The organism is Methylobacterium sp. 88A, assembly GCF_000376345.1.
Lineage (GTDB): Bacteria > Pseudomonadota > Alphaproteobacteria > Rhizobiales > Beijerinckiaceae > Methylobacterium > Methylobacterium bullatum.
On the sequence record NZ_AQVT01000001.1, the window covers coordinates 2525967 to 2538237 of the forward strand.

A 12271-nucleotide genomic window follows, 5' to 3' on the forward strand; every position below is an offset into this window, starting at 1 on the left:
GCGTGCGCGCGTGGCTGCGCCTTCTCACCTGCACCACTTTGATCGAGAACGAGATTCGCTCGCGCCTGCGCGAGCAGTTCGACTTCACTCTGCCGCGCTTCGATCTCCTGGCCCAGCTCGACAAGGCCGAGGACGGGCTTGTGCTCGGCGAAGCCTCGAAGCTCCTGATGGTCTCGGCCGGTAACGTCACGGCTGTGGTCGAGAAGTTGCTGGCCAATGGCTACATCACCCGCCAACCCTCGCCGACCGACCGTCGTGTCCAGATCATCCGCCTGACCCATGCGGGCCGTGCTGCCTTCCGTACCATGGCGGAGGCGCATAGCGGCTGGGTCGACGAGCTATTCGCCGGCCTCTCGGAGGCCGAACTCACGACGCTGACGGAAAGCCTGGCCCGCCTCAAACGCTCCGCGCATGACGGGATCGCGCCCCGCGAGCCATCACGCCGCCGGGGCACCTGAGGCACGACCCGGACGCATCACGCCAGCGGCCGCGAGCGTCCCGCATCGTCGAGCGCGACGGCCACGAAAAGTGCCTCGACCACGCGGCGTGGCTCCCCCCCGGACGGATCGGCGGCAAAGCCGTCGAGCCTGAGCCGCATCGAGCTGCGGCCGACGGATTCGACCTGTCCGTATATCGAGAATTCCTCGCCGACCTTGAGAGCCGCGACGAAGCGCAGATTCTCCACCGCGACCGTCGTGCACGGCCCCCGCGCCCGCCGCATCCCGAGAAGCCCGGCCGCCTTGTCGAGTTCCGCCATGATCCAGCCGCCGAACACCCCGCCGTTGAGGTTCGCTTCCGACGGGAGGGTCAAAGTGCGCAGAAGCGGCAGGGCTCCTTGAGGGGACTGGGACTCCTTTGTTGCCTGCTCCGTCATCTGGCCCATCGATCCTGTCCCCCGACGCGGGCTCGCCCGCCGCTTTTCGGGAGCCTAGGCGACGGATGCATGGCGATCAAGCTTTAAGCTTGAAACATGTCTTGACAGGCGTCCAAGCTTCGAGCCAATCTGCATAAAATTCAAGCTTGAAGAAATTATACGATCAGGAACTTCGGGGGAACGATGTCCGAGGTCCGCCTTCATCTCTTTCAGACCGGCACACTCCGCTGCCGGTATCAGGACATCTACCTGAACCAGGGCCTGGGCGAACCGTTCGAGATTCCGGTGCCCTGGTATCTCATCACGCATCCGCGCGGGCATGTGGTGATCGACGGCGGCTTTCCGGCTGTCTGTGCCACCGACCCGTTCGGGCATTGGGGCTCCGTCGCCGAGGTGTTCGTGCCGCGCGTCGCACCCAGGCAGGATTGCGCCGCGCAGATGCGGGCGGCGGGCTTCGATCCGTCGGACGTGCGCACCGTACTTCTTTCTCATCTCCATCTCGACCACACGGGCGCTATCGGCGTCTTCCCGAACGCCCGGCATGTGGTTCAGCGCGCGGCCCTCGAGTACGCCCTCGCCCCCGACTGGTTCTGCGCCGGCGCCTTCGTGCGGGCCGATTTCGACCGCCCGAACCTCGATTGGCGCCTGCTGGAGGATTCCTGGAGCGACTTCCACGACCTTTACGGCGACGGGGCGATCACCTGCATCCGCTCCCCCGGCCACACTGTGGGGCACCAATCCTTCCTGGTGCGGACGCCGCGCGGCGCCACCCTGCTCGCCATCGATGCTGCCGACACCATGGACCATTGGGAGGACCGCGCGCTGCCCGGTGCCGTCACTTCGGTCACGGAGGCGGTGCGTTCCGTCGGCAAGCTGCGCGCCGTCGCCGAGGGGGCGCAGGCCCGCGTGGTGCCGGGGCACGACCCCGTCCTGTGGCCGACGCTGGCCCAGTTCCCGGTCTTCTACTGAATCACCTTCCGGAGATACGGCATGAAACTGCTGCGATACGGAGAGCCCGGCGTCGAGCGTCCCGGCCTTCTCGATGATCGAGGCCGCATCCGCGACCTCGGAGATCACCTGTCCGACATCGCCGGGTCGTGCCTGTCGGATGAGAGCCTGAGCCGACTGCGCGCCCTCGATCTCGAAAGTCTGCCCCTCGCGGGCGGGACACCCCGCATCGGCGCCTGCGTCGGCGCCATCGGCAACTTCGTCTGTGTCGGCCTGAACTACGCCGACCATGCCGCCGAGACCGGCAAGACGCCACCCACGGAACCTGTGCTGTTCATGAAGGCGACGAGCGCCGTCTGCGGCCCGAACGACGCCGTCGAGATCCCGCGCGGCTCCGAGAAGACCGATTGGGAGGTCGAACTCGGCGTGGTGATCGGGACACGCGCCAAGCACGTCACCCGCGCCGAGGCCCTCGATTTCGTCGCCGGCTACTGCGTCGTCAACGACGTTTCCGAGCGCGCCTTCCAGTCCGAGCGCGGCGGCCAATGGACCAAGGGCAAGAGTGCCGACACCTTCGGTCCGCTCGGCCCCTGGCTGGTGACGCGGGACGAAGTGCCGGATCCGCAATCCCTCGGGCTCTGGCTCGATGTCGACGGGGTGCGGCGGCAGACCGGCAGCACCGCGCGGATGATCTTCGGCGTCGCCGAACTCGTCAGCTACATCAGCAGGTTCATGACGCTCCATCCGGGCGACATCATCGCCACGGGAACCCCGCCCGGAGTCGGCCTCGGCCAGAAGCCTCCGGTGTTCCTGCGCGCCGGGCAAACCATGCATCTGGGCATAGACGGGCTCGGCGAGCAGCGCCAAGCCGTGGTCCAGGGGGCCTGACGATGGATGCCTTCTGCGATCTCGGCGGCAAGGCCGCCCTCGTCACCGGCGGCAGTCGCGGCCAGGGCGCGGCACAGGCACGCCTCCTGGCACAGTCCGGCGTTGCCGTCACGATCTGCGATGTGCTCGCCGACGCGGGCGAGGCCTATGCCGCGGACCTGCGGGCCGAGGGTCTCGATGCGCGCTTCCAGGCCGCAGACATCACCCGACCGGAGGATTGGGAACACCTCGTCGTGCAGGCCCTGGCCTGGCGGGGTCGCCTCGACATCCTCGTCAACAATGCCGGCATCATCAACCGCACCGGCGTAGCGGCGACCGATTTCGACGCCTGGAATCGGGTGCTCGCGGTCAATCTCACCGGCGCCTTCCTGGGCATCCGCGCGGTCGCGCCCGCCATGCGGGCGTCCACGGGCGGGAGCATCGTCAACATCGCCTCGAACTCGGCCTTCTCCGGCCATGCCGACCCTGCCTATACCGCAAGCAAATGGGGCCTGCGCGGGCTGACCAAGTCCGCCGCCATGGAACTCGTCGGCGACCGGATCCGTGTCAATGCCGTCTGCCCGGGCCTCGTGGTGACGGGACTGAACGCCGGCTCGCCGCATCTCGCCCCGATGATCGGCCTGACGCCGATGGGTCGTCCGGGCGTGCCCGACGAGGTCGCGCGTCTCGTCCGGTTCCTCGCCAGCGACGAGGCGAGCTTCATCACCGGCGAGGATTTCGTGATCGACGGCGGCTTCACCGCCGGAGCCGCCTATCGCCGCGTCGCCATCGAGACCGGCCTTCTGTGAGCATTGCGAGGGAAACACACATGTCCGAGCCCCTGAAGCCCGTCGTCACCCGTGCCGGCGAGGAGGATACCCGCACCAGCCAGTCCGGCGGCGCGGTGCGCATCTCGGGTGTCAGCCCGCAGCACACACCCGCCACGCGGATCTGGTACGGCAAGGTCAGCAACGCGCCGGGCTACCGCTCGCTGCCACACCATCATGGTGAGGCCGAGACCGGCGGCTACGTGCTGCGGGGCAGGGCGCGGATTTATTTCGGCCCGGATTATGCCGAGTACATCGACATGCGCGAGGGCGATTTCGTGTTCGTGCCGCCGTTCATGCCCCATGTCGAGGCGAACATGAGCTCCACCGACGATCTCGTCTGGCTCACGGCCCGCACACCGGAGAACATCGTGGTCAATCTCGACGACGTGCCGGATGCGAGCCTGCCCGGCTACGTCCGGCCCGGAGCCTGACCGTGGGCGAATCCGGTCCTCTCCGCCACGCCGTCGTCACCGGCGGCGCCCGCGGCATCGGCCGCGCGATCGCGGCGCGGCTGGTCCGGGATGGGGCCACGGTGACGATCCTCGGGCGCAATGCCGAAGCGCTGGAGCAGGCTGTTAACGAGGGCGTCGCGCATCACGCCGTCCCCGTCGACGTGACGGACGGGCCGGCGATCGTCCGCGTCTTCGCGGAGATCGCGGCGCGCGCCCCCGTGGACCTTCTGGTGGCCAATGCGGGGGCGGCCGAATCCAGCCCCTTCGAACGCAGCGACGCCGCACTCTTCCAGCGAATGCTGGATGTAAACCTTTTCGGCGTGGTCCACGCCGCGCAGGCGGTGCTGCCGGACATGACGCGCAGGGGGTTCGGCCGGATCGTCGCCATCGCGTCGACCGCCGGACAGAAGGGCTACCCCTATGTCTCCGCCTATTGCGCGGCCAAGCACGCAGTGGTCGGCCTCGTCCGGGCGCTCGCCCAGGAGACCGCCCGCAGCGGGGTCACCGTCAACGCGGTCTGCCCCGGCTTCACCGACACCGACCTCGTCGGCGACAGCCTGGAGCGGATCATGGCCGTGACCGGTCGGGACCGGGACGCGGCGCTCGCCTCCCTCGTGCGCCACAACCCCCAGGGTCGCCTCATCCACCCCGACGAGATCGCCGACGCCGTTGCCTGGCTCTGCGGAGCCGCCGCGGGTGCCATGACCGGTCAGGTTGTCACGGTCGCGGGTGGGGAGCTCTGACCCGCCTCCTTCGAAGCGGAGGGGCGTTCGTCGAGACGAGAACGGCGCTTATGATTTCTACGGTGCTGCCGGTGGTTTCGTATGCCGGGAATTTGGAGATCGAAGTAAGCTACTGCCGGATGGCATACGCGAACAACGGTAATATCCGTCTCAAGGTGAATATTGATTCGAAGCCGAGAAGCGTGGAACTACGTCCCATTCATTCGTTTAAGAGCTGCGCCCACTGAGATTTCTGCATTGAAGGCATGCTCGGGTGAATAGTCAATCAACGGCATGGTCGTGCCGAGCATCGTTCGAGCGGGAATCGATTGTCTTGCTGCATTACATGGACGCGAGCTTTTTTCCGCTGAAAGGAAAGAGCCACGTGCCCCATGAGCCCCGAGCCTCCACCGCTGACCAGGGCGTCTCTGCAAAGGGTTCACAGGTAGAGTGATCAACCCCCATGCTGGCGGGATGCGACGCGACGAACAGACCGACGCGCAGTGGAAACAGATCGCCCCGCTGCTGCCTGCGCAGAAGCCGCGCACGGGCCGGCCTGCCGAGGATCAGCGTCAGGTCTTGAAGGGCATGCTGTGGATCCTACGCACGGGTGCGCCCTGGGCGGATCTGCCGGTGCCCTATGGTCCTGTCGGGTCCATGTCGAGCCAGTTCTACCGCTGGCGGCAGGCCGGAATGTTCGACCAAGTTCTGCAACGCTTACTGGCGCAGTCAGGGCGGGTACTCGACCAAACTGGATCTGCGCGCCGAGGGTGGCGGCAAGCCGGTCGCGGCGGTGCTGACGGCCGGCGAGCGCCACGAGCAGTTCGCGCTGGACGCTTTGATGGACAAGGGCGCAGTGCCACGGTCCGTCGAACTCCGCCTGGGCGAAATACGCCGATGCTTTTCTCAGGATCTCGCTGCGCGGTCCTTCGGTTCGTTCGCCTGCCGGAGTTCGCGATTTTCCGCTCCAGCGCCTTGATCCGCTCGCGCTCGTCCGTCGTCGGGCCCGCTCGTTGACCCCGCTCCCGCTCGGCCTGGCCTACACAATTCCGCAGAGTCTGGCCCGAGCAGCCGATCTTCGCGGCGATCGAGCGGATCGCACCGAACTGAGAGTCGTACTCGCCCTGGTGCTCCAACACCATCCGCACAGCGCGTTCACGGACCTCAGGGGAAGACGGTGGGGTTCGCTTCGTCATGGCTCCAACCTCGCAAGAGTCGGGGCCTCCGGGAAACCCGGTGCGGTTCAGTTCATGCGCCGTGTTTCCTGATCGGGCGAACCGCCTCGATCTTGAATTCACGCCCAGATCGTTTTCCCTGCACAGGCCATCTCCGGCCTCCTGAAGCACCCGATCTCGATGTCCATGAAACTGGCGGCAGGCCACCGCGCCGGGACCAGCCATCAGATCAGGCGCGACTCGTCGTTGCGCCGACAGGTGCCGCGGCCATCGATCTGCGGCGCCGGGCGCCGCGGCGCAGGACGTAGAGGACGAGGCCGGTGACCGCGAAGAGCGGCATGGCCAGGGCCGCTGTGAAGAACAGGAAGGCGACGATGCCGCCGAAGAAACGCCCGCGATGCACCTCCAGCATGTTCTCGGCCATCTGCTGGCCCAAAGGCTTGTCGGAGAATCGGGTCTGAGAGAGGCGGGCGCCGGTGACGGGATCGAACGTCGCTTCGTCGCGCGCCTTCGGCAGATCAGAGGGAGCGGCGAGGAAGCGGATGCGGATCGTCGCCAGTTCCGGCCCAGGGAGTGCGATGAGAGCCATGTGAGCGCCCGCCCCCTCGCTGGCGCTGAAGGTCGCCCAGGCCATATCCAGGGCCGACGCGTGGACCCGCGGGGGTGCGCCCGGACTGCGCGGCGCCCGCGCGGCTCGGGTTTCGCCGGTGAGCAGCCAGGTCGCGGCGTTTCGATAGGCGTCGTAGGACCACCATAGCCCGGTCAGGGCGATGGCGGCGTAGAACGGAATGAGCCAGGTCCCGGCGATGCTGTGTAGCGACCACCAGCGCGGCCGACCGGGCCGCTTGAGGAAGGGCTTCAGCCAGATTTTCCAGGAATGGATCCTGGGCCAGCGCAGGTAGAGCCCCGTTCCCAGGAATAGGAGCAGGGCGATGGTGCAGATGCCGGTGATGCTGCGGCCCCAGCCCTTGCCGTCCCCCGGCAGGAGCAGCCAGCGATGCAGCTTGCGGATCGTGGCGAAAGCGCCCTCCAGCCGCATCTCGCCGAGTTCGCGGCCGTCGACGGGGTCGAGATAGAGTGTCGGCGGTCGCGCGCTCAGCTTGGCATCGCCAGCGAAGCGGATGCGCGGGCTTCGCTCCGGATCGGCCCAAAGAATCAGGGAACTCACCGTGAGGCCTGGCCGCTGCTCCTCGATCCTCGCCTTGAGGGCGGCGGGCGAGAGGCGGGGCGCATCGCTCGCGACGACGAAGGCGCGGTCGCCGTTCGCCCATTCCGTCAGGGCTTCTTCATAGCTCAGCATCGCGCCGGTCACGCCAACGAGGGCGAGGACCAGTCCGGCCGTAAGACCGAGCAGCCAATGCAGGCGGAACAGAACGGTGCGGATCGTCATGAGCGGGCGCCTACCAGAACAGCCGTGCGGTCACGATCGCGTGGAACGGATGGCCCAACGCTCGATACCGGAGCCGGGCGGCGCTACGCGAGACGGATCGCCGCTCTGCCTGACCACGCTCAGTCAAGGGCTACAAACGCGACCACGGGCCTGTCAATTGTCCGTCGTCAAGTCACAGCGAATCGATGCTTGATTGAGAATGGTTTTATCGTGTTGGCCCGGGCGCCGACGGTCATTATCTGAAGGCTTTGTCGGCGACGATCCGATAAAACAAATTATAATTCAATATTTTGGCGGGATCGCCGGGGCATTGAATCTGCAAAAAGCAGTATTGCGCAACCGTCGTCGATCCCATGTCGGACCCTGTGTCCGTGTTGCACACGTCCTCATCCGTCTTGCGTCTCTCCGAATATCGCTTCGAACGAGGCACGCAGTGCCATGTCCACTTCGGGCAGGGTGACGATCTGGCCGAGATCGACGAGGCTGGTCACGCCGTGGCCGCTGATGCCGCAGGGGACGATGCCGGTGAAATGCGACAGGTCGGGCTCCACATTGAGGCTGATGCCGTGGAAGCTCACCCAGCGCCGCACGCGGATACCGATCGCTGCGATCTTGTCCTCCACCCCCTCCCCTTTCTCGGGCCGGCGCACCCAGACGCCGACGCGGTCCTCGCGCCGTTCGCCGCGCACGTTGAAGGCGCCGAGGGTGGCGATGATCCAGGCTTCCAAGGCGGAAACGTAGGCGCGCAGGTCCGGTCTGCGCCGGTTGAGGTCGAGCATTACATAGGCCACCCGCTGCCCCGGCCCGTGATAGGTGTACTGGCCGCCCCGCCCCGTGGCGTGGACCGGGAACCGGTCGGGCTCGACGAGATCTGCGGTCTTTGCCGAGGTGCCGGCGGTGTAGAGCGGCGGGTGTTCGAGCAGCCAGACCATCTCGGCCGCCTCCCCGCTCGCGATCCGCCCGGCATGGGCTTCCATTGCCGCCACCGCCTCGTCGTAGGGGACTAGGGTGTCGCTGATCCGCCACAGGACCGGCCGCATGCCGGATCGCGGTCGAAAATCGGCCGTCGAGGCGGAAAGCCGGGCACTGCGGGGGGCATCGTTTACCAAGGCTTCACCATATCTCAGGAACACTCTGTCGAGTGAGGCCCGATATGGGCCGATGGAGTTCGTGGCGCGTGGCAGTTTTCGAAGACCTCAAGGTCGATCTCTCGGTCGTGCTCGGGCGCAGCCACATGCCGCTCCACATGCTGCTGCGCATGGGACGCGGCGCCGTGATCGAACTCGAATCCACGGAAACCGATATGGTCGAGATTCTCGCCAACGACCACCCGATCGCCCGCGGCCAGATCGTCGTGACGGGAAACCGGATTTCGGTGGAGATCACCGAACTGATCCGCAAGGCGGAAGTGGTGCGCACGCCCGGCGTGACCATCGGCGACGGGGCGGTCCAGATCCTCGATGGACCGGTGGATCTCATCTGAGACGCATGACGGCGCTTGTCGTGGCAGATTCGATCTGTTATCCGCTGCGCCGCGCCACACGAAACGCCCCGCACCGCCCTCCGGCGGAGAGCGCGGCGGAACGGGTGGTACCGATGCGGCCATGGCGGAATTGGTAGACGCGCTAGCTTGAGGTGCTAGTCCTGCAAGGGGTGGAGGTTCGAGTCCTCTTGGCCGCACCAACTCTTTCGAGTTGATGTACCCCAAAGCGTCTGATGCCCGATGAAGGCTCGAGTGCCTCCGGGCTCGTTACATCGAAATCGGTCTGAATATCGCTGCGCTGCCTCGATCCCGGCTAGGGGCCGACGATGTCGGGCACGCTTCGCGAGATTCTACTGGCGGTCTGATCCGCATGGCGCCCGGTCGTGACTGACCGGAGGCTTCCCGTTGCGCCTCAAACGGGTGTCTCAACCAGCGGACCGCATCGTCGCGGCCATTCCCGAACCACGCATCACGGCGCCGTCTGTGTCGGATAGGTGAATGCCGGTGCTGCCTCCAGCTCCGCCTTCGTGCGGCGGATCTCTGCTTCGACCGGCTCTCCGATCTGGACCGTCGCCCGGTCCTTCGTGGCATCGGTCGTGACGGCGGCGCCGGCTGGGCCGGTGGCCTGGTTGGTGTCGCCGGTGGTCTCCGCGTTGAGGACGGCGTTGCCGGACTTTGCGCCGGGCATGGTCTCCGGCCTCACCTCGGCCGCCCGGGCCTCGGATGGGGCGTCCTTCGGCTTGACGATGGAGGGGTCCGGTGCCTGCCCCGCCTTCGCGTGGCTGTTCCACACCAATTGGTCGAAGGGCACCGCGACCTTCTTGCCACCGACCCCCAGGAAGCCGCCGACATCGATCACCACGGCCTGAGCGCGGCCGCTGCCGTCCACCATCACGTCCTCGATCGTACCGACCTTGACGTGATCCTGGCCGACCACGCGCAGGCCGATGATCCTGGACACCTTGACACTACCCAGCGGCGCCTGCGTGAGGAAGGCAGGCTTGGCCGCCTGCCGCCCCTCGGCCGCCTGTCCCTCCTGCGCGAGTGCCGGCCCTGCGGAGACTGCGAGGATGAGCGCAAGGATGCGGGCTAGTATCGGCATGTGGGTTCTTCCGTGCGATCCGGAGCGATCTACCGGGGCTCAACACGCGCGGACGGATACTGGTTCATCCCTGCCCTGCCCCCGACGATGGCGTCCTTGCCCTCGCCGGCATGGATGCGGTCGGTATTGCTCCGCCAGGAGAGCGGTGGGCCCGTGCGCATGTCCCCCATGTCGATGGCGAGGCCGCGCCCGTCGGCAGAGTCCTCGCCTCGTTCGAGGGAGCGGGTTCGAGATGCCGGGACCAAGACGGCACGAATCCGAGCGGGATCGTACCCTCCACCGCGTCAGTTGCTGCGTGCCGGCTGCTGTTCGGTCTCCGTCGCCTTCGCCATGGCCACGCCGATCTCGAAGAGCAGGAGGTCGATCAATTGGCGCATCACCGATGTGCCCGAAGCCTCAATGATGGTCCGTGCCGCGATGCAATGTCCTGCCAACGAGTCGAGACTTTCGTCTCTCTCGATCACCGATGCGTACATGATGTCAGCCCTTGTTCTTCATCTTGTCGAAGAGCCCCCTCTTCGAAATGGTCTGGATGGGTCGTCGAGCGGCCTTCGCTCAGGCGGCGAGGTAGGCGTAGGAGGCCGGCGCGAGCACCGAATCCGGATTGCCGCTGACGTTGCGCAGGCGCGCCAGGGTGCGCTCGTCGAATTCGGCGGTCGCCGCGATGATGTCCTCGCCGCTGATCGCGTGGGGCAGGCCGAGCGGGCGGGCGCGGAAATGCAGCTGCACCACATGCAGCAGGTAAAGCGTCGGCATCTGCAGCACGAGCCGGTTCACGCCGTGATGCATTCCCCATTCGACGATGCCGGTGAGGAGAGCGAGGGAGACCGGGTTGACCGCCTTGCCCCGCGCCCGGTGCGAGCGCGCCACCGCCTGCCGCGTCCATTCCCAGCAATCGCTGCCGCGCGGGAGTTCGCCTTCGCACAGTTGGGGCATGATGTCCGACAGCAGGTGCGGGCGTGTCGTCGGGAGAAGCCGACTATAGCCGATGACTCTGCTCTCCTCGATCGCCAGAAAATGGATGGCATGCGGCGTATCGAATTGATCGATCTCGCGACGATCCGGCTTGGCGAGGTCCGTCCATCCCTTCTCGGTCACGAAGATGTCGTGGCGCAGGCGCCAAGCCTGTTCCATCTCGTCGCGATACATGGTCTCGTTGGCGGGTGTAACGATGTGGATCATGCCAGCCTCTCCGTCTTCGGAGCATGTCTGGCAGTGCCGGGAGACGCTGCGTACTACGGGAAACCGTAGGGTCGATGGCGAGTTGCCCCACGCCAGGGTGCTGGCGGAGCGTATTCGTCTCTTCGTGCCGTCGTTTTCCGGGGACGGCACCGTGACGAGGGCTGACAATCCCTTCGGACCGTGGCGATTTCCGCATTGACCCCGAAGCGTTCTTGCAGACACTCGCCCGCGCCGAACACGCTCGATCCTGGCGGTGGGCCGCCGCGGGAAAGCCCCGGGCGGCCATCTGGCATGCCATTCGCGAAAGCCCATCGATGGAATTCTTCGCCCAGCAATTCATCAACGGCCTGACCCTCGGGTCGATCTACGGCCTGATCGCCATCGGCTACACGATGGTCTTCGGCATCATCGGCATGGTGAATTTCGCCCACGGCGACGTCTTCATGGTCTCGGCCTTCATCGCGCTCATCGCGTTCCTCATCCTCACCACCTGGCTCGGCCTCTCCTCCGTCGCCCTGGTCTTCCTGATCGTGCTCGTCATCGCCATGGCGCTGACCGCCCTGTGGGGATGGGCGATCGAACGGGTGGCCTACCGGCCCCTTCGCGGCTCGTTCCGCCTCGCACCGCTGATCTCGGCGATCGGCGTGTCGATCTTCCTGTCGAACTTCGTCCAGGTGGTGCAGGGCGCCCGCAACAAGCCGGTGCCGCCCCTCGTGCGCGACGTGGTCGTGCTCTACCAGAACGAGCAATACACCGTGACCCTGTCCTACAAGCAGGCGATCATCATGATCACCACGGCCGTGCTGCTCGCGGGGTTCTGGTACCTCGTGCAGAAGACGCCGTTCGGCCGGGCGCAGCGCGCCGTGGAGCAGGACCGGCGCATGGCGGCGCTGCTCGGCATCAACGTCGACCGCACGATCTCCCTGACCTTCGTCCTCGGCGCGGCCCTGGCCGCCGTCGCGGGCACGCTCTACCTGCTCTATTACGGCGTGGTCTCGTTCTCGGACGGGTTCGTGCCCGGGGTGAAAGCCTTCACCGCCGCCGTGCTCGGCGGCATCGGCTCGCTTCCCGGAGCCGTCATCGGCGGGATCATCATCGGCCTGATCGAGACCTTCTGGTCGGCGTATTTCACCATCGAGTACAAGGATGTGGCCGCGTTCCTCATCCTCATCGTCGTGCTCATCTTCAAGCCTTCGGGCATCCTCGGCCGGCCCGAAGTGGAGAAGGTCTGACGTGGCATCCGGTT

Annotated in this window: 14 protein-coding genes, 1 tRNA gene and 2 pseudogenes; 10 read left to right on the forward strand and 7 right to left on the reverse strand. The window is 66.4% G+C overall.

Annotated elements, in window-relative coordinates; genetic code table 11:
• The first annotated feature begins 2 nt into the window (after positions 1–2).
• On the forward strand, positions 3–458 hold the full coding sequence (locus A3OM_RS23925; protein ID WP_018044009.1) for a MarR family transcriptional regulator: 456 nt from the start codon (positions 3–5) through the stop codon (positions 456–458).
• A gap of 17 nt (positions 459–475) precedes the next feature.
• Here A3OM_RS23925 and A3OM_RS0112040 read toward each other — a convergent pair whose 3' ends face one another.
• Positions 476–883, reverse strand: coding sequence for an acyl-CoA thioesterase (locus tag A3OM_RS0112040; RefSeq protein WP_198290824.1), 408 nt, complete (start codon positions 881–883; stop codon positions 476–478).
• A gap of 174 nt (positions 884–1057) precedes the next feature.
• On the opposite strand from A3OM_RS0112040, the gene attM reads away from it, so the two are divergent.
• The 6 genes and pseudogenes from attM to A3OM_RS25250 all read left to right on the forward strand — a co-directional run.
• Positions 1058–1843, forward strand: coding sequence for an N-acyl homoserine lactonase AttM (gene attM, locus A3OM_RS0112045; protein ID WP_018044011.1), 786 nt, complete (start codon positions 1058–1060; stop codon positions 1841–1843).
• 21 nt (positions 1844–1864) lie between these two features.
• Entirely contained in the window at positions 1865–2710 is an 846-nt protein-coding gene (locus tag A3OM_RS0112050) for a fumarylacetoacetate hydrolase family protein (protein WP_018044012.1), read from the forward strand.
• A gap of 2 nt (positions 2711–2712) precedes the next feature.
• Positions 2713–3498, forward strand: coding sequence for an SDR family NAD(P)-dependent oxidoreductase (locus A3OM_RS0112055; protein WP_018044013.1), 786 nt, complete (start codon positions 2713–2715; stop codon positions 3496–3498).
• Positions 3499–3518: 20 nt separating this feature from the next.
• Positions 3519–3950 (forward strand): cupin domain-containing protein, encoded by a 432-nt coding sequence (locus A3OM_RS0112060; RefSeq protein WP_018044014.1) that lies wholly within the window; start codon positions 3519–3521, stop codon positions 3948–3950.
• A 2-nt stretch (positions 3951–3952) separates the two neighbouring features.
• On the forward strand, positions 3953–4714 hold the full coding sequence (locus A3OM_RS0112065) for an SDR family oxidoreductase (protein ID WP_018044015.1): 762 nt from the start codon (positions 3953–3955) through the stop codon (positions 4712–4714).
• A 453-nt stretch (positions 4715–5167) separates the two neighbouring features.
• Positions 5168–5558 (forward strand): annotated as a pseudogene (locus tag A3OM_RS25250) (transposase); the annotation flags it as partial.
• A 21-nt stretch (positions 5559–5579) separates the two neighbouring features.
• Here the strand turns inward: A3OM_RS25250 and A3OM_RS25255 are convergent.
• From A3OM_RS25255 to lipB, 3 genes and pseudogenes are all read right to left on the reverse strand, one after another.
• Positions 5580–5889: pseudogene (locus tag A3OM_RS25255) on the reverse strand (transposase); the annotation flags it as partial.
• 208 nt (positions 5890–6097) lie between these two features.
• Positions 6098–7258, reverse strand: coding sequence for a PepSY-associated TM helix domain-containing protein (locus A3OM_RS0112070; protein WP_018044016.1), 1161 nt, complete (start codon positions 7256–7258; stop codon positions 6098–6100).
• Positions 7259–7644: 386 nt separating this feature from the next.
• Complete coding sequence (gene lipB / locus A3OM_RS0112075; RefSeq protein ID WP_043764675.1) at positions 7645–8367, reverse strand: lipoyl(octanoyl) transferase LipB; 723 nt, start codon at positions 8365–8367, stop codon at positions 7645–7647.
• A gap of 68 nt (positions 8368–8435) precedes the next feature.
• On the opposite strand from lipB, the gene A3OM_RS0112080 reads away from it, so the two are divergent.
• The gene (locus tag A3OM_RS0112080; protein WP_018044018.1) at positions 8436–8741 is read left to right on the forward strand and encodes a FliM/FliN family flagellar motor switch protein; all 306 of its coding nucleotides are present in this window, start codon (positions 8436–8438) and stop codon (positions 8739–8741) included.
• Positions 8742–8856: 115 nt separating this feature from the next.
• Positions 8857–8941 (forward strand) — tRNA-Leu (locus A3OM_RS0112085).
• Positions 8942–9210: 269 nt separating this feature from the next.
• Here the strand turns inward: A3OM_RS0112085 and A3OM_RS0112090 are convergent.
• The 3 genes from A3OM_RS0112090 to A3OM_RS0112105 form a co-directional block, all read right to left on the reverse strand.
• Entirely contained in the window at positions 9211–9843 is a 633-nt protein-coding gene (locus A3OM_RS0112090) for a PRC-barrel domain-containing protein (RefSeq protein WP_018044019.1), read from the reverse strand.
• Between the two features lie 284 nt (positions 9844–10127).
• Positions 10128–10319: a hypothetical protein gene (locus A3OM_RS0112100; protein ID WP_018044021.1), complete on the reverse strand. Its 192-nt coding sequence runs from the start codon at positions 10317–10319 to the stop codon at positions 10128–10130.
• Positions 10320–10398: 79 nt separating this feature from the next.
• The gene (locus tag A3OM_RS0112105; protein WP_018044022.1) at positions 10399–11025 is read right to left on the reverse strand and encodes an acyl-homoserine-lactone synthase; all 627 of its coding nucleotides are present in this window, start codon (positions 11023–11025) and stop codon (positions 10399–10401) included.
• A 314-nt stretch (positions 11026–11339) separates the two neighbouring features.
• Here A3OM_RS0112105 and A3OM_RS0112110 point away from each other — a divergent pair, with 314 nt between their 5' ends.
• Positions 11340–12257 (forward strand): branched-chain amino acid ABC transporter permease, encoded by a 918-nt coding sequence (locus A3OM_RS0112110; RefSeq protein WP_018044023.1) that lies wholly within the window; start codon positions 11340–11342, stop codon positions 12255–12257.
• The last annotated feature ends 14 nt before the right edge of the window (positions 12258–12271 follow it).